The sequence below is a fragment of the Conyzicola nivalis genome (assembly GCF_040548875.1).
Classification (GTDB): domain Bacteria; phylum Actinomycetota; class Actinomycetes; order Actinomycetales; family Microbacteriaceae; genus Conyzicola; species Conyzicola nivalis_A.
Window position 1 is genome coordinate 893,649 of the sequence record NZ_JBEPSJ010000001.1, and the last position, 19,209, is coordinate 912,857.

The window sequence follows — 19,209 nt, forward strand, 5'->3', positions numbered from 1 at the left end:
CTTTGTAGGGGAATTGAGAGAAGTAGGCGCGACCGAACCCCTATGGGGAAACGGGCACTGCCATCAACTCTACGACTTCTCGCGCCGCTTCGCTGACGTCGCGGTTGACGACCTTCACGTCGAACTCGTCCTGGGCGGCCAGTTCGACCTTCGCGGTCTCGAGTCTGCGGGTCTGTTCTGCCGCGTCTTCCGTGCCGCGGCCGATGAGGCGGCGCACGAGTTCGTCCCAGGTGGGAGGCAGCAGGAAGACGAGGATCGCCTCGGGCATCGCCTGACGCACGAGGCGAGCGCCCTGCAGGTCGATCTCGAGCAGCACCCGGCGTCCGGCGGCGAGGGCAGCGTCGATCGGCGGCCGCGGCGTGCCGTAGCGGTACGAGTTGTGCACGATCGCCCATTCGAGCAGTTCGCCTGCGGCGATCTTGCGGTCGAACTCCTCGTCGCTGACGAAGTAGTAGTGCACGCCGTCGATCTCGCCGGGGCGCGGGGCCCGCGTCGTCGCCGACACGCTCAGCAGCACGTCGGGGTAGTTCTCGCGGATGTACGCCGAGACGGTGCCCTTGCCGACGGCGGTCGGCCCGGCGAGCACGACGAGTCGTGCCGGCTCTCCCCCGGCGCGGGCGACGAGGTAGTCGCGCAGCTTGACCCGTTGCCGTGTGCCGAGGCCTCCGACGCGTTTGCGGTCGGAGATCGCGAGCGAGTCCATCAGGCGGGCGACCCTGGTGGGCCCGAGCGTGGGGATGCTGGTGAGCAGTTCGGTCACGCGCAGGGTCGCCTCGGCGCTCGTGGGGGTGTGCCAAGCGGTCTCCGCGACGTCGAGCGCGGTGCGCGAGCGGTCGGCGACAGACTTCTTCACGGCTGCGCGGGCTCGGCGGGCGGCGACGGCCGCCTTCGCCGCGGCGACGCGGTCGACGTCGGGCGGTGTGGGACGTGGGTTCATGCGAATGCCCCTCGGATCTCGGTCGACTGCGCCGTGATCGCGTCGGCGATGCCGGAGGGACCGGCGGCGAGGATGCTGCGTGAGGCGCTCACGATGACGTTGGCGGATGCCTCGCCGAACAGCATTCGGGCGTCGGCGACCCGGGCGCCCTGATGGCCGAAGCCCGGTGCGAGGATGGGCGTGGCTGTGAGCGACCGCGGCTCGATGCCGTAGTCGCCGAGGCTCACGGTGGCGCCGATCACGACGCCCGTGGAGCCGAGGGAGGCTTCCTCGAAGTTCCAGTCGTGCACGTCACCGACGATACTCGCCGCGACCGTCTTTCCGGCAGAGGGTCCGGTGTCGAGCACGGCGCGCTGCAGTGCCGCGGCCTCCGGGTTGGAGGTGGCGGCGAGCACGAACAGCCCCTTGCCGGTGGCGAGGGCGAGTCGGTGCGGCGCCTCGATCGACCCGACGCCCTGGAAGGCGCTGATCGTCATGGCGTCGGACTCGAGCGGCGAGCCGGGAGTGAGCCACGACTGGCCGTAGGCCTCGACGCTGGTGCCGACGTCGCCGCGCTTCACGTCGGCGATGACCACGAGTCCCGCGGCGCGCGCGGCGGCGAGCACCTGCTCGAGGGCGGCGTAGCCCGCCGACCCGTGGCGTTCGAAGAACGCGACCTGCGGCTTGACGATGCCCGCGCGGCCCGCGGTCGCCTCGACGACGCGCAGGCCGAACTCGCGCAGGCCGTCGGCGTCGTCCGCGAGATCCCACTCCCCCAGCAGGTACGGATGGGGGTCGATCCCCACGCACAGCCGCCCGGAGGCCTCGAAGACCTCCGAGAGGCGTGCGCCGAAACCGAGGGTCATACGCGGGCCAGTCGCTCGGCGCGGTCGATCGCGTAGTCCTGGAGCGAGCGCACAGTGAACGGTTCGCGCACGGCCTCGAACGATGCGACGGCGGCGGCGAGCTGCGCGATCGTGGTGAACAGCGGCTTGTCGGCCGCGACCGTGGCGGTGCGGATCTCGTAGCCGTCGGCGCGGGCGCTCCGGCCGCTCGGCGTGTTGATCACGACGTCGACCTCGCCCTGGTTGATGAGGTCGACGATCGTCGGCTCCCCCTCGACCACGAGCTGGCCCTGGAAGTACTTGCGCACGATGCGCGCGGGGATGCCGTTGCGGCTGAGGATCTCCGCTGTGCCCTCGGTGGCGAGGATCTCGAAGCCGAGCTGGCTCATGCGCAGCATCGGCAGGATGATCGCGCGCTTGTCGCGGTCGGCGACCGAGACGAAGACGTTGCCCGAGTTCGGGAGTCCGCCGTACGCGGCCTCCTGGCTCTTCGCGAACGCCTTGGGGAAGTTGGAGTCGATCCCCATGACCTCGCCGGTGGAGCGCATCTCCGGGCCGAGCACGGAGTCGACGACGTTGCCCTCCTTGGTGCGGAAGCGTTTGAAGGGCAACACGGCCTCTTTGACCGCCACCGGGGCATCCATCGGCACTGAGGATCCGTCCTGAGCGGGAAGGAGTCCCGAGTCGACGAGCGAGCGGATGCTCTCGCCGACCATGACGCGTGCCGCCGCCTTCGCGAGCGGGATGCCCAGCGCCTTGGAGACGAACGGCACGGTGCGGCTGGCGCGCGGGTTGGCCTCGAGCACGTAGAGGATGCCCTGTCCGATGGCGAACTGCACGTTGAGGAGGCCCTTCACGCCGATGCCCTCGGCGATGCCGAGGGTGGCCTCGCGCACACGGTCGATGACGTCACGCCCCAGGGTGACCGGCGGCAGGGTGCAGGCGGAGTCTCCCGAGTGCACCCCGGCCTCCTCGATGTGCTCCATGATGCCGCCGATGTACAGCTCGGTGCCGTCGTACAGCGCGTCGATGTCGATCTCGATGGCGTCGTCGAGGAACCGGTCGACCAGCAGGGGCGAGCCGGGCTCGATGATGACGAGGTCCTTCACCCGTTCGAAGTAGTCGACGAGGCTCTCGGTGTCGTAGACGATCTCCATGCCGCGGCCGCCGAGCACGTGAGACGGGCGCACGAGCACGGGGTAGCCGATGTTCTCGGCGATCTCGACCGCCTCGCTCGCGTCGGTGGCCGTGCCGTTCTTCGGCGAGATGAGGCCGGCGTTCTCGAGGATCTTCGAGAACAGGCCGCGCTCCTCGGCGAGGTCGATGGCCTCGGGGGTGGTGCCCAGGATCGGCACGCCGGCGTTCTTGAGACCCTGGGCGAGGCCGAGGGCGGTCTGGCCGCCGAGCTGCACGACGACGCCGACGAGCTCGCCGCTCTGGCTCTCGGCGTGCACGATCTCGAGCACGTCCTCGAGGGTGAGCGGCTCGAAGTAGAGCCGGTCGCTGGTGTCGTAGTCGGTGGAGACCGTCTCGGGGTTGCAGTTGATCATGATCGTCTCGAAACCCGCGTCGGAGAGCGCGAAGCTCGCGTGCACGCACGAGTAGTCGAACTCGATGCCCTGCCCGATGCGGTTCGGTCCCGAGCCGAGGATGATCACCTTGCGGCGGTCGCTGGGCTGCACCTCGGTCTCGAGGTCGTAGCTCGAGTAGTGGTACGGGGTGAGGGCGGGGAACTCGCCGGCGCAGGTGTCGACGGTCTTGAAGACCGGGCGCACGCCGAGCGCGTAGCGGGTGGAGCGCACGTCGGCCTCGTCGAGCCCGCGGATCTCGGCGATCTGCGCATCGGAGAAGCCGTGGTCCTTGGCGTGGCGGAAGGTCGCCGTATCGAGCTCGTCGGCGGCGGCGATGGTCGCCGCGACCTCGTTGATGAGCACGATCTGGTCGATGAACCAGGGGTCGATCTTGGTGGCGTCGAAGACCTCTTCGGCGGTGGCGCCGGCGACGAGGGCCTGCTGTACGGTGACGATGCGGCCGTCGGTGGGCACGCTCGCGAGCTCGAGCAGCGCGGCCTTGTCGCGTAGCTCGTAGCGCCAGTGGAAGCTGGAGCCGCGCTTCTCGAGCGAGCGCAGTGCCTTCTGCAGCGCGGTGGAGAAGTTGCGGCCGAAGGCCATGGCCTCGCCGACGCTCTTCATGGTGGTGGTGAGCGTCGTGTCGGCGGCGGGGAATTTCTCGAATGCGAAGCGGGGCACCTTCACCACGACGTAGTCGAGGGTCGGCTCGAAGCTGGCCGGGGTGACCTTGGTGATGTCGTTGTCGATCTCGTCGAGGCGGTATCCGATAGCGAGCTTCGCTGCGATCTTCGCGATCGGGAAGCCGGTGGCCTTCGAGGCGAGGGCGCTCGACCGGGAGACGCGCGGGTTCATCTCGATCACGATGATGCGGCCGTCGGCCGGGTCGACGGCGAACTGCACGTTGCAGCCGCCGGTGTCGACGCCGACGGCGCGGATGATGTCGATGCCGATGTCGCGCATGTTCTGGTACTCGCGGTCGGTGAGGGTGAGCGCGGGGGCGACGGTGATCGAGTCGCCGGTGTGCACGCCGACGGGGTCGACGTTCTCGATGGAGCAGACGACGACCGTGTTGTCGGCGGTGTCGCGCATGAGCTCGAGCTCGTACTCCTTCCAGCCCATGATGCTCTCCTCGAGCAGCACCTCGGTGGTGGGGCTCTGGTGCAGGCCGTCGCCGACCATGCGCACGAGCTCGTCGCGGTCGTACGCGAAACCGGAGCCGAGGCCGCCCATGGTGAAGGAGGGGCGGATGACCAGCGGGTAGCCGAGGTCCTCGGCGAAGTCGACGGCCTCCTCGACGGTGTGCGCGATGTAGCTCTTGGCGACATCCGCCCCCGCGTCCAGCACGAGCTGCTTGAACAGCTGGCGGTCCTCGGCCTTGTGGATGGCTTCGAACGAGGCACCGATCAGCTCGACGTCGTACTTCTCGAGGATGCCGTTGTTGTGCAGGTCGATCGCCGCGTTCAGTGCCGTCTGGCCGCCGAGGGTGGGGAGGATCGCGTCGGGCTTCTCCTTCTGGATGATGGTCTCGATGACCTGCCACGTGATCGGCTCGATGTACGTGGCATCCGCGAAGTCCGGGTCGGTCATGATCGTCGCCGGGTTGGAGTTGACGAGGATGACGCGTATGCCCTCCTCCCGCAGCACGCGGCAGGCCTGGGTGCCCGAGTAGTCGAATTCGGCGGCCTGGCCGATGACGATCGGCCCTGAGCCGATGACCAGTACCGAGGTGATGTCGTCCCTCTTGGGCATTAGTTGTCTTCCTTGCTGATTGAGCCTGTCGAAGCCTCGGAATTCGCCGCCTGCTTCGCGAGCACCGCGTCGTGGAAGCGGTCGAACAGGTAGTTGGAGTCGTGCGGTCCCGCCGCCGCCTCCGGGTGGTACTGCACGCTGAAGGCCGGGATGTCGAGCGCGTTGAGGCCCTCGACCACGTTGTCGTTGAGGTTGACGTGGCTCACCTCGACCCGGCCGAAGCCGGCGGGCGACTCGGTGATCTCGCCGATGGGGGCGTCGACGGCGAACCCGTGGTTGTGGCTCGTGATCTCGGTGCGGCCGGTCGACACGTCGACGACGGGCTGGTTGATCCCGCGGTGGCCGAAGGGCAGCTTGTAGGTGCCGAAGCCGAGCGCGCGCCCGAGCAGCTGGTTGCCGAAGCAGATGCCGAAGAACGGCAGTCCCTCGCGGAGGATGCCCTGCAGCAGGTCGACGTGGGCGTCGGATGCGCCCGGGTCGCCCGGGCCGTTCGAGTAGAACGCGCCGACGGGTTCGATCGCCAGAACCTCGGCGAGGGTCACCGACTGCGGGAGGACGTGCACGTCGAAGCCGCGCTGCGAGAGGTAGGTGAGGGTGGAGGTCTTCACGCCGAGGTCGAGCACGGCGAGGTTGCCGATCTTGTCGCCGATCGCGGGCACGACGTAGGTCTCCTGCGTCGACACCTCGCCCGAGAGGTTGAGCCCGCGCATGTCGCGGCCGGCGCGCACGATGGCGAGCTGCTCGTCGTCGCCGAGCTCCGCGTCGGTGCCGGAGAAGATGCCGGAGCGCATCGCGCCGGAGTCGCGCAGTCGGCGGGTGATGGCGCGGGTGTCGACGCCGCTGATGCCGACGACGCCCTGCTCGACGAGGTCGTCGTCGAGGGAGCGCTGCGAGCGGAAGTTGGACACGACGCGGGAGGGGTCGCGCACGACGAACCCGGCGACCCAGATGCGGCTCGACTCCTCGTCGGCGTCGTTCATGCCCGTGTTGCCGATGTGCGGCGCGGTCATCAGCACGATCTGCCCGGCGTAGCTCGGGTCGGTGAGGGTCTCCTGGTAGCCGGTCATGCCGGTGGCGAAGACCGCCTCGCCGAGCGAGCGGCCGAGTGCGCCGTAGGCGCGGCCGGTGTAGCGGGTGCCGTCTTCGAGCACGAAGACTGCGGGTGCGGGGGTGCTCGTCACTTCGAGTCCCTTTCTGTGGTGAGCGGAGCGAGAGAGACCGCGGCGGCGACGAACGCCTCCGGGTTCTCCGCGCGGAAATAGCTTTCGACCGCGGTCTCGGCGAGAGTCCAGGCGACCATGGTCAGTCCGTCGGTCTCGACGACACGGTCGATGGTCCAGGTGGCGGGGGCGACGGCGGTGATGTCGCCGCGCGGGATGAAGGTGTCGCGCTGCCCGGCGATGGGCACGACGATGCCGGCCTCGGCGACGATCACCTCGGAGCGGGCGCGGAAGCCGAGCCCGTGCACGGCGACGCGGTTGAACCGGTCGTCGGCGAGGGTGGTGGCGACGTAGAAGCCGGGGAACGTCCCGAGCACGGCGCCGAGGTCGGCCGGCGGATGCTGCGGTGCGGCGATAGCGCGCTGCCGGCGCTTGCGCGTGTACCAGCCCAGGGCGATGAGGCCGAGGAAGACGACGATGAGGCCGATGACGATGGCGGCGGAGACCTGCTTATCCACGGGCCGCCTCCGCTGCGGCCGCGACCTCGGCCGGGTCGACGAGTTCGCCGTCGAGCACGGTCGGGTAGCCGTCGTGGATGGTGGCGATGACGCGGCCGGGGAGGGTGCGGGCGAGGTAGGGCGAGTTAACGCTCTTGCCGTGCAGGTGCTCCGTGCCGAACTCCCGGCTGACGCTCGGGTCGTAGAGGGTGAAGTTGGCGTGGCTGCCGACGGCGAAGGCGGTGTCGTAGCCGGCCAGCCGCCCGATCTCGGCGGGCTTCGCCGACAGCACGCGCGCGACATCCTCGAAGTTCAGGTAGCCGGTGTCGACGACGGCGGCCTGCACGACGCTGAGCGCGGACTCGAGCCCGACCATGCCGTTCGCGGCCTCGTCCCAGGCGCACTCCTTGGCCTCGAGCGGGTGCGGGGCGTGGTCGGTGGCGACGATGTCGATGGTGCCGTCGGCGAGGGCCTCGCGCAGCGCGAGCACGTCTTCTTCTCGGCGCAGAGGCGGGTTCACCTTGAACCGGGAGTCGTAGCCGCGCACGAGCTGCTCGGTGAGCAGCAGGTGGTGCGGGGTGACCTCGGCGGTGACGTCGATGCCGCGGGCCTTGGCCCAGCGGATCACGTCGACGCTCCCGGCGGTCGACAGGTGGCAGATGTGCAGGCGGGCCCCGACGTGCTGGGCGAGCAGCACGTCGCGGGCGATGATCGACTCCTCGGCGACGGCGGGCCACCCGGCGAGGCCGAGCTCGCTCGACAGCGCCCCCTCGTTCATCTGGGCGCCCTCGGTCAGGCGTGGGTCTTGCGCGTGCTGCGCGATGACGCCGTCGAAGGTCTTCACGTACTCGAGCGCGCGGCGCATGAGCAGCGGGTCGGAGACGCAGATGCCGTCGTCGGAGAACACCCGCACGCCGGCGCGGGATCCGGCCATGGCGCCGATCTCGGAGAGCGCGGTGCCGGCGAGGCCGACGGTGACGGCGCCGATGGGGCGAACGGTGACGTAGCCGTGACGGGCGCCGAGGGAGGCGACCTGCTCCACGACTCCGGCGGTGTCGGAGACGGGGCTCGTGTTGGCCATCGCGAAGACGCTGGTGAAGCCGCCGATCGCGGCGGCGCGGGAGCCGGTGAGCACGGTCTCGCTCTGCTCGAAGCCGGGTTCACGCAGGTGGGTGTGCAGGTCGACGAGGCCGGGGAGGGCGGTGAGCCCGGTCGCGTCGATGACGGTGGCGCCGTTCGCGGTGACCCCGGAGCCGGTCGCGGTGATCACGCCCCCGTCGACGAGGAGGTCGGTTCTGGTGCCGTTCGGCAGAGTCGCACCCTGGATGACGATGGTCATATTTCTCACAACTCCACGGTTCCAGCCAGCAGCAGATACAGAACGGCCATCCTGATCGACACCCCGTTCGCAACCTGCTCGAGCACGGTCGACTGCGGGGAGTCGGCGGCCTTCGCAGAGATCTCCAGACCGCGATTCATCGGGCCGGGGTGCATGACCAGACTAGCCGCAGGGAGGCGCTCGAGTCGTTCGTCGTCGAGGCCCCACTGGCGCGCATACTCCCGGGCGTTGGGGAAGAACGCCGCGTGCATCCGCTCGCCCTGGATGCGCAGCATCATCACGACGTCGGGTCGCGCGGCGATGGCGGCGTCGAGGTCGTAGCCGACGGTGACCGGCCAGTCGCCGATGCCGAGCGGCACCAGGGTGGCGGGGGCGACGAGGTGCACGTGCGCACCGAGGGTGGTCAGCAGCCAGACGTTCGACCGGGCCACGCGGGAGTGCAGGATGTCGCCGACGATCGTGACGGTGACGCCGTCGAGGTCGCGGCCCCGGGCGGAGGTGCCGTGGAGCCGCCGACGGATCGTGAACGCGTCGAGCAGGGCCTGCGTGGGGTGCTCGTGTGTGCCGTCGCCGGCGTTGACGATCCCGGCGTCGATCCATCCGCTCTGGGCGAGAACGCTGGGCGCGCCGGACGCCTGGTGCCGCACGACGACGGCGTCGGCGCCCATCGCGGCGAGGGTCTGGGCGGTGTCCTTGAGGCTCTCGCCCTTCGAGACGCTCGACCCCTTGGCGGAGAAGTTGATGACGTCGGCGCTGAGCCTCTTGGCCGCGGCCTCGAAGGAGATGCGCGTGCGGGTGGAGTCTTCGAAGAACAGGTTGACGACGGTCTTGCCGCGCAGGGTCGGGAGTTTCTTGACCTCGCGCCCCGCGACATCCGCCATGTCCTCTGCGACGTCGAGAATGGCGACGGCCTCGGCACGGCTGAGGTCCTTGGTCGACAGCAGGTGTCTCACGCCTGCCCTCCCCCGGCGGTCTCGATCGTGACCTCGTCGGCGCCGTCGACCTCGACGAGCCGCACGTTGATGCGCTCGCTCGCCGCGGTGGGCAGGTTCTTGCCCACGAAGTCGGCGCGGATCGGCAGCTCGCGGTGACCGCGGTCGACGAGGGCGGCGAGGCGGACCGCGCGGGGACGGCCGATGTCGTTCAGCGCGTCGAGGGCGGCGCGGATGGTGCGGCCGGAGTACAGCACGTCGTCGACGAGAACCACGGTCTTGCCGTCGATGCCGCCGGCGGGGATCTGGGTGGGGCTGGGCGCCCTGGTCGGGTTCTTCGCCAGGTCGTCGCGGTACATCGTGACGTCGAGGAAGCCGACCGCGACGCTGCCGGGCTCGATGGAGTCGAGGATCTCGCCGAGCCGACGGGCGAGGATCACGCCGCGGGTCGGGATGCCGAGGAGCACGAGATCGCTGGCGCCGCGATTGGACTCCAGGATCTCGTGGGAGATGCGGGTCAACGCTCGGGTGATGTCAGCCGATTGCAGCACGAGGCGTGCAGTCATTCTGACCTCCTTCCCCGCCTCTCTGGACGGAACTTAAAGGATGTCTGTTTCGCCAACTATAGCCGAGCGCCCGCGGTGGGCCGCACGCGGTCGCCGGCGTGCAGGTAGCGCGTCGAGCAGCCGGCGACGATCGACCCCGCGGTTCCCGCGACGAGGTCGCCGATGGTGTCGTTGTACGCCACGTAGATCGTGGGGTCGACGAAGTTGTGCCCTACCCACTCGGCGACCTCCCACACCACGGCGGCGGTGACGCCGAACGCCGTGGTGAGCACGGCGGTCGCGCCGGGCGCCCCGCCGAACGGCACGACCGAGAACCGTTCTGCGACGACGAACAGAGCCGCGGCGATGAGACCCGTGGCGAAGAAGTGCACGACGAGGTCCCATCCGGCCACCGACGTGTACAGCCCGAGTGTGCTGCTCCATGCCGCGACGAGCAGGGTGATCCCGAGTGCGATGTCGAGCGCTGGGCGCAGGCCGAGGAAGCGGGAGGCGCAGACGCCGAGCAGCGCGAGCGCGGTGACCCAGAAGGCGACCGCGCCCCAGCCGATTCCGGCGACCGCGACGCTCACGGCGCCGAGCACCCGCACGGCGTCGGCCGCCCACTCCGCCGGGCCGGACGGTGCGCGTCGGAAGTTCTCGATCACCTTTCGAGCCTAAACCGCGACGGCCGGCAGGCGCAGGAGGGCTTGCACCGGTTCGTGGTCGGATGCGGCCCCACCGTCGAACCTCGTGGCGTTGACGCCCGCCCGCAGCACGCGGAGGCCGCCGCCGACGAGCAGCCAGTCGATGCGCCTGCCGCCCGCTCGCGGGGCGCGGTAGCCGGAGTAGGTGTTCCACTCCGGGGTGAGCAGCTGGTCGGCGGCGTGCCAGGCGTCGGCCAGTCCGCCCCGCCCTGTCAGCTCGCGGTAGGCCGGCGAACCCGTCGGAGCGTTCGCGTCGCAGGTCAGCACGGTCGGCGTGTCGGCGTCGCCGCTCAGGAGGTCGACGATCAGCCGCGCGCCGAGCAGCCGGGAACGAGCCGAGAAGGGGTCGAGATGCGTGTTGACGACCCTGAGGGCCGCGCCCGTCGAGCGATCGCGCAACCGTGCCACAACGACGACGCGCGGCATGGGATTGCCGAACGAGCGCGACCCGGCCGCCTGCGGTGTGCCCGACAGCGCGAGCTGCCTCCAGTCGATCAGCTCGAGCCGGTCCGAGTCGTAGATCACCGGGCATCCCTCGCCGCCTCCGTCGGCATTGCGACCCCGCCCCACGGCGCGGTACTGCGTGCCGAGACTGTGAGCGACGAAATCGGTCTGGTCGGCGAACGACTCCTGAAGAGCGACGACGGTGGGCCGTTCGGCGGCGAGCAGCCGGCCGACGAGTGGCGCGCGGGTCGCCCAGCGGTCGCGTCCCCTCGACAGCAGTCGGGGAAGCCGACGGCGGATGTTGAAACCCATGATCGACAGGTCGGGTGCGGATGCCGGGCCGACGAGCGGGAGGTCGGTCACAGCGGGCGGCCCGCGGTCTCGAGACCGGGCACGTCGTACACCGCAATTCCCGCCGCGACCGCCGCAGCGCGATAGGCGGCGGCGAGAGTGGCGACCGTCTCGTGCGCGTTCAGGCCGCTCGGGTTCGGCACGACCCACAACGGAGCCCCGCCGAGCGTCTGCTGCTGCGGCCCGACGACGGTCTTCGGCCGCGCGAAGGCGGTGCGGTAGGCGGTCACACCGAGCATCGCGACGACGGCCGGCGCGAGGGCGGCGACGCGCACCTCGAGCGCGGCAGCGCCCTCGATCAACTGGGCGCGGCTCAGCTCGTCGGCGCGCCGAGTCGCGGCCCTCACGAGCGAGGTCACGCCGACGCCGCGGTCGAAAAGGTGCGCGCGGTCGACCTCGCTCAACCCCGCCGACGCGTCGATCACCCGGTCGGTGATGCCCGCGCGGAAGAGAGCGGGGTAGAACCGGTTTCCCTTCCGGGCGAAAGGCGCCTGAACGGCCACCGTGTGCAGGCCGGGGTTGATGCCGACGAAGAGCAGGCGCAGCCCGGGTCCGACGGTGTCGGGCAGGGTGCGCCCGTACAGGGCGTCGAGTTCGGCTGCGGTGAATCCCACCAGCGCACTCTACGACACCACCCGCGACCCCCGCCGAGCGAATTCTGACGGCGGCCCGCACGAGCCAGTGTGGACCCGTCTCCAAGAAGCACAATCGATCTTGCGCAACACTCCTTGTGCACCTATCGTCCAACCATGACTTCAATCGATCCGGAGCGCACCACGCTCACCACGGCCGCATCGATGCGGGTTCTCGCGCATCCCACCCGGCTGCGCCTGCTGGGGCTGCTGCGCGAGCGCGGTGCCCAGACGGCCGCGCAGCTCGGCGACGTCGTCGACGAGGCGCCGGGCACCGTCAGCTACCACCTCGGCAAACTCGCGCAGTTCGACCTGATCGAGCCGGCCGACGGCCAGAGCACCGATCGACGCGAGCGTTGGTGGCGGGCGACCACCCCGCTCACCAGCTGGGAGCCCGCCGACCTTCTCGACGACCCCGACAAGCTGTCGGCATCCGCTGCCCTGCAGAAGTCCGTCGCCCAGGTGTACGCGACCCGCTTCGGCGAGTACATCGACGCCACCCCGGCCATGCCGCGCGCCTGGGTGGCCGCCGCCGCGAACGGCGACCGCAGCCTGCGGCTCACCGTCGACGAGCTGGCGCAGATGCGCCGCGAACTCGAGTCGCTGGTCGACCGGTGGCTCGAAGCGAGCGCCGCCCACGATCCCGAGGTCGCCGACGGGGCCGAACGTGTCGCGATCGTCTACCAGGCATTCCGCCGCCCGTAGCCGATGTCGGGAATGCGCGGCACCCGCCGTGGCGTCGGATCACTCACGGCCCTGCTCGCCGCCCACGCGATCTCGCAGACCGGCAACGTCGTCACCGCGTTCGCCATTCCGTTCTACGTGCTCGGCACCGGCGGTTCGGGGCTCGAGGTCGGCATCGCCGCGTTCTTCGCTACAGCCCCGGTCGTGATCGGCGGGCCGCTCGGCGGCGTCGTCGTCGACCGCGTCGGGCACCGCCGGGCGTCGATCGTCGCCGACATCGTCAGCGGAGGCGCGGTGTTGACCATGCCGGTCTTGGCGCTGACCGTCGGTCTGCCGTTCTGGGCGTTGCTCGCGCTGGTGTTCACGGCAGGGCTGCTCGACACCCCGGGTCAGACTGCACGCCGGGTGATGCTGCCGGCGCTCACCGAGCGGGCAGGCGTGCGCATCGAACAGAGCGTCGGGTTGCTCGACGGGTCGGACCGCCTCGCCCGGCTGATCGGGGCGAGCATCGCCGGCCTGCTCGTCGCCGCCGTGGGGCCCGTCGCGACTCTGTTCGTCAACGCGGCCACATTCGCTCTCTCTGCGCTCCTGACTTGGTTGTTCGTGCCCGCGTATCCGGAGGCGCCTCCTGACGATGCCGAGGAGCGCACCTCGTACCGGGCAGACTTGGCCGCGGGCTTTCGCTTCGTGGTGCGCGATCCGCTCATGCGGCTGATCGTGGGGCTGGTGCTGGTGACCAACCTGTTCGACGCCGCCCGGGCCTCGAGCATGCTGCCGCTCTATGCGAACGAGCGGCTCGGCGGGGCTGCCGCCCTCGGGCTTCTCGTCGCGGTGATGGGCGGCGCGGCGCTGATCGGCAACGTGGCATTCGGGTTCGTCGCCCACCGGGTGCCGCGGCGGGTGACATTCGCCGTCTGCTTCCTGCTGGCCGGCGGGCCGCCGAACGCAGCCCTCGCCCTCGACGCGCCGCTGCCCGTGCTCGTCGCGACGGTCGCCCTCGCCGGGCTGGCCGCGGGATCGCTGAACCCGATCCTCGGCGCGGTCGAGTTCGAGCGGGTGCCCGAACGCATGCGCGGGCGGGTCTTCGGTCTCATCAACGCCGGCGCCTGGGCTGGGGTGCCGCTCGGAGCGCTCCTCGGCGGAATCGCCGTCGACACCATCGGCTTCAGCGTCACGTTCGGCATCGTGGCGGTGCTCTACACGCTCCTCACGCTCACCCCGCTCAGCGGGGGAACGTGGCGGCAGATGGAGCGCTCGTCGCGCCCGGCGGACTCAGCCGCAGAACCGCCTGCACCGGCTCGTGGTCCGACGGGGCCGCGCCGTCGAAGCGCACCGCGTTGATGCCGACGGCCTTCACCTCGACGCCGCGACCGACGAACAGCCAGTCGATGCGCTTGCCGCCCATGCGCGGCTCGCGATAGGCGGAGTACGTGGTCCACTCCGGCGTGAGACGCCGCTCGGGCATGAGCCAGGCGTCGACGAGCCCGGCGTTGTGCATCAGCTCGCGGTACGGTGCCGAGCGGACCCCCGCGTTGGCGTCGCCCATAACGACGACCGGCCCTGAGCCCGCGTCGACGAGCCGGGTGATCATGCGGGCCGACTGCAGTCGCGACTTCGTCGACCTGTGGTCGAAGTGTGTGTTGAAGACCCTGAACACGGCGCCGGTGCCGAGGTCGCGGAACTCGGCCGTGACGACGACTCGGGGAACCACGTTGCCCCACGACCGCGAGCCGGCGACCGTCGGCGTGTTCGACAGCGCGAACTGCCGCCAGCTCACCGCCTCCAGCCGACGCGAGTCGTAGTACAGCGGGCAGCTCTCGCCCTCGCGGTTGGCGTTGCGGCCGTAGCCGATGCGCACGAATGCGGGGCCGAGGCTCTCACCCACCCAGCGAGCCTGGTCGAGCAGGGCCTCCTGCACGCCGAGCACCGTCGGCTGTTCCGCCTGCAGCAGCCGGCGAAGCAGCACCTTGCGGTGCGACCAGAGGTCGCTGCTCCGCGGCGGGAGGTGGAGGATGCGTCGGCGGATGTTGTACGTCATGACGTGCAGGTCGGGGGCCAGCGCCGGCCCGATCAGCGAGTCATCCATCGTCCCAGAGTATGTCCCCCTCTCTGAAAACGAAGGAGAAGCGCACGCAAAGCAGCCCGTCAGGCCCGGAATGGGGCCGGACGGGCTGCGACTCCTTCGTTTTCAGAAGGGGCGGATGCTTCTAGGCGCGAGTCTGCGCGATCCGGCCGAGCAGCCCGTTGATGAACCCGGCGGAGTCCTCTGTGCTCAGCACAGCGGCAGCCTCGACCGCCTCGGAGATCGCGACGCCGTCGGGGATCTGCTCATTGAAGAGCAGCTCCCAGATGCCGATGCGCACGATCGCGCGGTCGACGGCCGGCATGCGGTTGATGGTCCAGCCCTGCGCGTAGGTCTCGATCAGCTCGTCGATCTCGTCGCCGTGCTCGGTGATGCCCACGACGATCTCGCGGGCGTACGGCCACGACGAGCCACGCTTGGGGTCGGCGTCTGCGCGGGCCTGCTCCACGGCGAGGGCGGTGTTGATGGACTCTTCTCGAACGTCTGCCCCGTAGAGCAGGTCGAGGGCGCGCTTACGCGCCTTGGTACGGGCACTCATACTGTCTGCGCCTAGTCGTTGACGCGGCCGAGGTAGCTGCCGTCGCGCGTGTCGACCTTGACCTTCGTGCCGATGTCGAGGAACAGGGGAACCTGGATCTCGTAGCCGGTCTCCACCGTGGCGGGCTTGGTGCCGCCGGTCGAGCGGTCGCCCTGCAGGCCGGGCTCGGTGTAGGTGATCTCGAGGCTCACAGACGCGGGGAGCTCCACGTAGAGGGGCGCCTCGTTGTGCAGCGCGATGGTGACGTTCTGGTTCTCGAGCATGAAGTTCACGGCGTCGCCGACCTGGGCGGCCGAGAGGGTGATCTGGTCGTAGTTGCCGAGATCCATGAACACGAAGTTCTCGCCGTCGGCGTAGAGGTACTGGTAGTCGGCGCGGTCGACGACCTCGGTCTCGAGCTTCGCACCGGCGTTGAACGTGCGGTCGACGACCTTGCCGCTCATGACGTTCTTGACCTTCGTGCGCACGAACGCGCCGCCCTTGCCCGGCTTCACGTGCTGGAACTCGATGACGGTCCACAGCTGGCCATCCATGTTGAGAACGACGCCGTTCTTGATGTCAGAGGTAGAAGCCATGCGCGCAGAGTCCATTCAGGTAGGGAGGGAGAGGCGGTTGAATAGCGCGCTCCGGCGCGCATATCGAAACCAGAAAGCGATTCTACCGGCTCAGCGCTTGATCCGAGCAATGGCGCCGAGCGCGAGCAGGTAGGAGTCGAAGCCGAAACCCGCGATCACACCGGTCGCGATGCCCGAGATCACGCTGGTGTGACGGAACTCCTCGCGGGCGTGCGGATTGGAGATGTGCACCTCGACGAGCGGGATTCCGGCCTTCGTGACCATGGCCGCGGCATCCCGAAGCCCGTAGGAATAGTGCGTGAAGGCTGCGGGGTTCAGGATCACCGGCGTCGAGCTGTCGACCGCCTCGTGCAGCCAGCCGATGAGGGTGCCCTCGTCGTCGGTCTGGCGCAGGTCGATCGTGGTGCCGTCCGGCGCCTCGCCCTCGAGCAGCGCCAGCAGCGCCGGGAGGTCCTGGTTGCCGTAGACGTCGGGCTCGCGGGAGCCGAGCCGACCGAGATTGGGACCGTTGAGCACCAGCACGTTGTTCACGGTGCCAGTGTATCGAGGTACTACGAACGCAGGATCGCCGCCCGGGCGGCGGCGTGCTCGGCCGGGGTGATGACTCCCTCGGTCAGCATGGCGTCGAGCTCGGCGAGGCGCTGCGCCTTGCTCTGCCCGCCGGAGAGCAGGTCGCTCCGCATGACCTTCGCCGCGAGATCGGCCTGCAGCGTCATCGGGTCGAGCCCGTGCTGCCTGACCCTCCTGGAGTTTCGCACGACGCTCACGATCGCCACCACGAAGACGGCGACCGCGACGAGTGCGATCGCGATGAATACGACGGGGAAGAGGGAGTTGCCGAAAGCCATGCCTTCGACGCTAGACGCCCACCTCTTGATAGGCGAGGAAAAGCATGGATTCGTCAGGTGCCTCGAGCACCGTCGGCAGCGCGAGGTCGTCGAGGACGATGAAGCGCAGCATGCCGGCGCGGGCCTTCTTGTCGCGCTGCATCGTGGCCAGCAGCGTCTGCCAGCGGCCGACCGGGTAGTCGACGGGCAGGGTGAGAGAGGTGAGGATGCTGCGGTGTCGGTCGACGACGGCGTCGCTGAGCGAGCCGGTGAGCCGGGCAAGCTCCGCGGCGAAGACCATGCCGACGGAGATCGCTGCGCCGTGGCGCCAGCGGTAGCGCTCGGCGTGTTCGATCGCGTGGCCGAGGGTGTGCCCGTAGTTGAGGATCTCGCGAAGTCCCGACTCTTTGAAGTCCTCCCCGACGACACGCGCCTTGAGCCCGATCGCGAGCTCCACGACGCGCCGGAACTCAGGAGTCGTCGGGTCGGTGACCCGCTCGACGTCGGCCTCGATGATGTCGAGGATCTCGGGCTCGGCGATGAACCCGGCCTTCACGATCTCGGCGAACCCGGCGAGGATCTCGTTGCGCGGGATCGTGTCGAGGGTGTCGAGGTCGACGACGACCGCCGACGGGGCGTAGAACGAGCCGACGAGGTTCTTGCCCTCGGAGGTGTTGATTCCGGTCTTGCCGCCGATAGACGCGTCGACCATGCCGAGAACGCTGGTCGGCACCTGGATGAGCTTCACGCCGCGCAGCCAGGTGGCTGCGACGAAGCCGGCGAGGTCGGTCGCCGCTCCCCCGCCGAGGCCGATGACGGCGTCGGTACGGGTGAAGTCGGTCTGGCCCATGATCTGCCAGCAGAACGCCGCGACCTCGATGCGCTTGGCGTCTTCGGCGTCGGGGATCTCGGCGAGCAGCACCTCGTAGCGGCCCTGCAGGCTCTCACGCAGTGCGTTGGCCTTGGCGCCGAGCGTCGGGGCGTGCACGATGAGCACCTTCGCGACCTTGCCGCCCAGCTGGTCGGAGAGGTTCGCGAGCAGCCCGCGTCCGATGAGGATGTCGTAGGGGTCGGCGCCCGAGACGGTGATGGTGGTGGTGTCAGTCATTGGTCGTCTCCTGGATCCAGCTGACGACGTCAGCGGCGATTCTGTCGAGCGGGAGGCTCGAGGTGTCGAAGGTGCGGTCGGCGAGCCGGTCGTAGACGGGCCGGCGGGTGGCCACGAGCGCCGACCAGGCGTCGACGCCGGTGACGAGCGGACGCCTGTCGCCGGAGATGCGCTTGGCGACGGCCTCCGCGCTCACCGACAGCTGAACGACGAGCCGGTCGGCGAGGTCGCGCTGGGTGTCCTCGTCGAGCACCGCACCGCCGCCGAGGGCGACTACGGCGTGCTCTCCGAGCGCTCGGGCGACGTGCTCGCGCTCGATCTGGCGGAAGCGCGGCTCACCGTGTTCCTCGAAGATCTGGGCGATCGGCCCGTGCTCGGCGACGATCCGCTTGTCGGTGTCGATGAACGGAACGTCGAGCAGTCGGGCGATGCGCTTGCCGAGCCGGGTCTTCCCGGCGCCGGGCGCGCCGATGAGCACGACCACGGGAAGGTCGTCAGGCACGGTCGTCGACGGACTGCGCCGTTCGCTGGGAGTCGGGGATGGCGGCGAGGTAGCCGGTGAGGTTGCGCAGGGTCTCCTCGACCGAGTCTCCCCCGAACTTCTCGAGCACGGAGTTGGCGAGCACGAGCGCGACCATGGCTTCGGCGACGACACCCGACGCGGGGACGGCGCAGACGTCTGAGCGTTGGTGGTGGGCCTCCGCCGCCTCGCCCGTAGCGACGTCGACGGTGCGTAGCGCGTAGGGAACGGTCGCGATGGGCTTCATTCCGGCCCGCACACGCAGGACGGTTCCTGTGGACATCCCGCCCTCGGTCCCGCCCGCCTTGTCGCTCAGTCGCGAGATGAGCGAGCCGTCTGTCACGAGCTCGTCGTGCGCCTGCGAGCCGGGACGGGTGGTGGTGAGAAAGCCGTCTCCGACCTCCACGCCCTTGATCGCCTGGATGCCCATCAGCGCAGCGGCCAGCTGCGAGTCGAGGCGTCGGTCCCAGTGCACGTACGAACCGAGCCCGGGCGGCACGCCGTAGGCGAGCACCTCGACGACGCCGCCGAGCGTGTCGCCGTCTTTCTGCGCGCCGTCGATGAGGGCGACCATGTCGGCGGATGTCGCGGGGTCGAAGCACCGCACGAGGTCGGCGTCGAGCGCGTCGACGTCGCTCGGCGTGGGAAGGGCCGAGCCCTCCGGCACCCGCACGGTGCCGATCGCGAGCGTGTGGCTCACGAGGGTGATCCCGAGCTCGCCGAGGAACTTGCGGGCGACGGCGCCGAGCGCGACGCGGGCGGCGGTCTCCCGCGCGCTGGCGCGCTCCAGCACGTTGCGCGCCTCGTCGAAGGCGTACTTCTGCATGCCGACGAGGTCGGCGTGGCCGGGACGCGGCCGGGTCAGCGGCGCGCCGCGACCCTTGGGCAGGCTCTCCACGTCGACCGGCGAGGCGCTCATCACGTCGACCCAGCGGTGCCACTCGGTGTTGCCGATGCGCAGGGCCACGGGGCTGCCCATCGAGTATCCGAAGCGCACACCGCCCGAGATCGTGAGTTCGTCTTCCTCGAACTTCATGCGCGCGCCGCGGCCGTAGCCGAGTTTGCGCCTTGCCAGATCGGCGCGAATGTCGTCGAGGCTCACGGGGACGCCGGCGGGCAGGCCCTCCATGATCGCGATCAATTCGGGGCCGTGGGACTCACCTGCGGTCAACCAACGAAGCATGACACC

At 69.8% G+C, this 19,209-nt stretch carries 21 protein-coding genes; 2 read left to right on the forward strand and 19 right to left on the reverse strand.

Going from position 1 to position 19,209, the window contains the following annotated elements:
- Nucleotides 1–40: 40 nt before the first annotated feature.
- Genes gmk through ABIE21_RS04400 form a run of 11 tightly spaced genes read right to left on the reverse strand, consistent with a single transcriptional unit; the run spans nt 41 to nt 11,667 of the window.
- Nucleotides 41–937, reverse strand: a complete 897-nt coding sequence (gmk, locus tag ABIE21_RS04350; RefSeq protein WP_354023548.1) for a guanylate kinase — start codon at nt 935–937, stop codon at nt 41–43.
- On the reverse strand, nt 934–1,782 hold the full coding sequence (gene pyrF, locus ABIE21_RS04355) for an orotidine-5'-phosphate decarboxylase (protein ID WP_354023549.1): 849 nt from the start codon (nt 1,780–1,782) through the stop codon (nt 934–936). Before pyrF ends, gmk begins: the two co-directional genes overlap by 4 nt.
- A complete protein-coding gene (gene carB / locus ABIE21_RS04360; protein WP_354023550.1) occupies nt 1,779–5,081 on the reverse strand; it encodes a carbamoyl-phosphate synthase large subunit in 3,303 nt (1,100 codons plus the stop codon). Before carB ends, pyrF begins: the two co-directional genes overlap by 4 nt.
- A complete protein-coding gene (gene carA, locus ABIE21_RS04365) occupies nt 5,081–6,262 on the reverse strand; it encodes a glutamine-hydrolyzing carbamoyl-phosphate synthase small subunit (RefSeq protein WP_354023551.1) in 1,182 nt (393 codons plus the stop codon). Before carA ends, carB begins: the two co-directional genes overlap by 1 nt.
- A complete protein-coding gene (locus tag ABIE21_RS04370) occupies nt 6,259–6,759 on the reverse strand; it encodes a PH-like domain-containing protein (protein ID WP_354023552.1) in 501 nt (166 codons plus the stop codon). The genes carA and ABIE21_RS04370 overlap by 4 nt, the downstream gene beginning before the upstream one ends.
- Entirely contained in the window at nt 6,752–8,077 is a 1,326-nt protein-coding gene (locus ABIE21_RS04375) for a dihydroorotase (RefSeq protein ID WP_354024404.1), read from the reverse strand. Before ABIE21_RS04375 ends, ABIE21_RS04370 begins: the two co-directional genes overlap by 8 nt.
- A 5-nt stretch (nt 8,078–8,082) precedes the next feature.
- On the reverse strand, nt 8,083–9,030 hold the full coding sequence (locus ABIE21_RS04380) for an aspartate carbamoyltransferase catalytic subunit (RefSeq protein WP_354023553.1): 948 nt from the start codon (nt 9,028–9,030) through the stop codon (nt 8,083–8,085).
- A complete protein-coding gene (pyrR, locus tag ABIE21_RS04385; RefSeq protein WP_354023554.1) occupies nt 9,027–9,575 on the reverse strand; it encodes a bifunctional pyr operon transcriptional regulator/uracil phosphoribosyltransferase PyrR in 549 nt (182 codons plus the stop codon). The genes ABIE21_RS04380 and pyrR overlap by 4 nt, the downstream gene beginning before the upstream one ends.
- A 56-nt stretch (nt 9,576–9,631) precedes the next feature.
- The gene (locus ABIE21_RS04390) at nt 9,632–10,219 is read right to left on the reverse strand and encodes a hypothetical protein (protein WP_354023555.1); all 588 of its coding nucleotides are present in this window, start codon (nt 10,217–10,219) and stop codon (nt 9,632–9,634) included.
- A gap of 9 nt (nt 10,220–10,228) precedes the next feature.
- Nucleotides 10,229–11,065 carry an endonuclease/exonuclease/phosphatase family protein gene (locus ABIE21_RS04395; RefSeq protein ID WP_354023556.1) on the reverse strand — a complete coding sequence of 279 codons (837 nt, stop codon included), beginning with the start codon at nt 11,063–11,065 and terminating at the stop codon, nt 10,229–10,231.
- Nucleotides 11,062–11,667 carry a mismatch-specific DNA-glycosylase gene (locus ABIE21_RS04400; RefSeq protein WP_354023557.1) on the reverse strand — a complete coding sequence of 202 codons (606 nt, stop codon included), beginning with the start codon at nt 11,665–11,667 and terminating at the stop codon, nt 11,062–11,064. The genes ABIE21_RS04395 and ABIE21_RS04400 overlap by 4 nt, the downstream gene beginning before the upstream one ends.
- 135 nt (nt 11,668–11,802) lie before the next feature.
- Here ABIE21_RS04400 and ABIE21_RS04405 point away from each other — a divergent pair, with 135 nt between their 5' ends.
- Nucleotides 11,803–12,390: a helix-turn-helix domain-containing protein gene (locus ABIE21_RS04405; RefSeq protein ID WP_354023558.1), complete on the forward strand. Its 588-nt coding sequence runs from the start codon at nt 11,803–11,805 to the stop codon at nt 12,388–12,390.
- A 12-nt stretch (nt 12,391–12,402) separates the two neighbouring features.
- Nucleotides 12,403–13,710 carry an MFS transporter gene (locus ABIE21_RS04410; protein WP_354023559.1) on the forward strand — a complete coding sequence of 436 codons (1,308 nt, stop codon included), beginning with the start codon at nt 12,403–12,405 and terminating at the stop codon, nt 13,708–13,710.
- Here ABIE21_RS04410 and ABIE21_RS04415 read toward each other — a convergent pair.
- The 8 genes from ABIE21_RS04415 to aroC all read right to left on the reverse strand — a co-directional run bounded on the left by ABIE21_RS04415 (nt 13,592) and on the right by aroC (nt 19,203).
- Nucleotides 13,592–14,455 carry an endonuclease/exonuclease/phosphatase family protein gene (locus tag ABIE21_RS04415; RefSeq protein ID WP_354023560.1) on the reverse strand — a complete coding sequence of 288 codons (864 nt, stop codon included), beginning with the start codon at nt 14,453–14,455 and terminating at the stop codon, nt 13,592–13,594. The two genes, ABIE21_RS04410 and ABIE21_RS04415, sit on opposite strands and share 119 nt — an antisense overlap.
- A gap of 121 nt (nt 14,456–14,576) precedes the next feature.
- Complete coding sequence (gene nusB, locus ABIE21_RS04420; protein ID WP_354023561.1) at nt 14,577–14,990, reverse strand: transcription antitermination factor NusB; 414 nt, start codon at nt 14,988–14,990, stop codon at nt 14,577–14,579.
- An 11-nt stretch (nt 14,991–15,001) separates the two neighbouring features.
- Nucleotides 15,002–15,565: an elongation factor P gene (gene efp, locus ABIE21_RS04425; RefSeq protein WP_354023562.1), complete on the reverse strand. Its 564-nt coding sequence runs from the start codon at nt 15,563–15,565 to the stop codon at nt 15,002–15,004.
- 90 nt (nt 15,566–15,655) lie between these two features.
- Nucleotides 15,656–16,096, reverse strand: coding sequence for a type II 3-dehydroquinate dehydratase (locus tag ABIE21_RS04430; RefSeq protein WP_354023563.1), 441 nt, complete (start codon nt 16,094–16,096; stop codon nt 15,656–15,658).
- A 20-nt stretch (nt 16,097–16,116) separates the two neighbouring features.
- Entirely contained in the window at nt 16,117–16,413 is a 297-nt protein-coding gene (locus ABIE21_RS04435) for an SHOCT domain-containing protein (protein WP_354023564.1), read from the reverse strand.
- Nucleotides 16,414–16,423: 10 nt separating this feature from the next.
- Nucleotides 16,424–17,500 (reverse strand): 3-dehydroquinate synthase, encoded by a 1,077-nt coding sequence (aroB, locus tag ABIE21_RS04440; protein WP_354023565.1) that lies wholly within the window; start codon nt 17,498–17,500, stop codon nt 16,424–16,426.
- The gene (locus tag ABIE21_RS04445; RefSeq protein WP_354023566.1) at nt 17,493–18,002 is read right to left on the reverse strand and encodes a shikimate kinase; all 510 of its coding nucleotides are present in this window, start codon (nt 18,000–18,002) and stop codon (nt 17,493–17,495) included. The genes aroB and ABIE21_RS04445 overlap by 8 nt, the downstream gene beginning before the upstream one ends.
- Nucleotides 17,995–19,203: a chorismate synthase gene (aroC, locus tag ABIE21_RS04450; RefSeq protein ID WP_354023567.1), complete on the reverse strand. Its 1,209-nt coding sequence runs from the start codon at nt 19,201–19,203 to the stop codon at nt 17,995–17,997. Before aroC ends, ABIE21_RS04445 begins: the two co-directional genes overlap by 8 nt.
- Nucleotides 19,204–19,209 lie beyond the last annotated feature (6 nt).

Coding starts and splice junctions, on each gene's coding strand:
- gmk (WP_354023548.1), bottom strand. CDS start 937: ATGAACCCACGTCCCACACCGCCCGACGTCGACCGCGTCGCCGCGGCG.
- pyrF (WP_354023549.1), bottom strand. CDS start 1,782: ATGACCCTCGGTTTCGGCGCACGCCTCTCGGAGGTCTTCGAGGCCTCC.
- carB (WP_354023550.1), bottom strand. CDS start 5,081: ATGCCCAAGAGGGACGACATCACCTCGGTACTGGTCATCGGCTCAGGG.
- ABIE21_RS04375 (WP_354024404.1), bottom strand. CDS start 8,077: ATGACCATCGTCATCCAGGGTGCGACTCTGCCGAACGGCACCAGAACC.
- pyrR (WP_354023554.1), bottom strand. CDS start 9,575: ATGACTGCACGCCTCGTGCTGCAATCGGCTGACATCACCCGAGCGTTG.
- ABIE21_RS04405 (WP_354023558.1), top strand. CDS start 11,803: ATGACTTCAATCGATCCGGAGCGCACCACGCTCACCACGGCCGCATCG.
- ABIE21_RS04410 (WP_354023559.1), top strand. CDS start 12,403: ATGCGCGGCACCCGCCGTGGCGTCGGATCACTCACGGCCCTGCTCGCC.
- ABIE21_RS04415 (WP_354023560.1), bottom strand. CDS start 14,455: ATGGATGACTCGCTGATCGGGCCGGCGCTGGCCCCCGACCTGCACGTC.
- nusB (WP_354023561.1), bottom strand. CDS start 14,990: ATGAGTGCCCGTACCAAGGCGCGTAAGCGCGCCCTCGACCTGCTCTAC.
- efp (WP_354023562.1), bottom strand. CDS start 15,565: ATGGCTTCTACCTCTGACATCAAGAACGGCGTCGTTCTCAACATGGAT.
- ABIE21_RS04435 (WP_354023564.1), bottom strand. CDS start 16,413: ATGGCTTTCGGCAACTCCCTCTTCCCCGTCGTATTCATCGCGATCGCA.
- aroB (WP_354023565.1), bottom strand. CDS start 17,500: ATGACTGACACCACCACCATCACCGTCTCGGGCGCCGACCCCTACGAC.
- aroC (WP_354023567.1), bottom strand. CDS start 19,203: ATGCTTCGTTGGTTGACCGCAGGTGAGTCCCACGGCCCCGAATTGATC.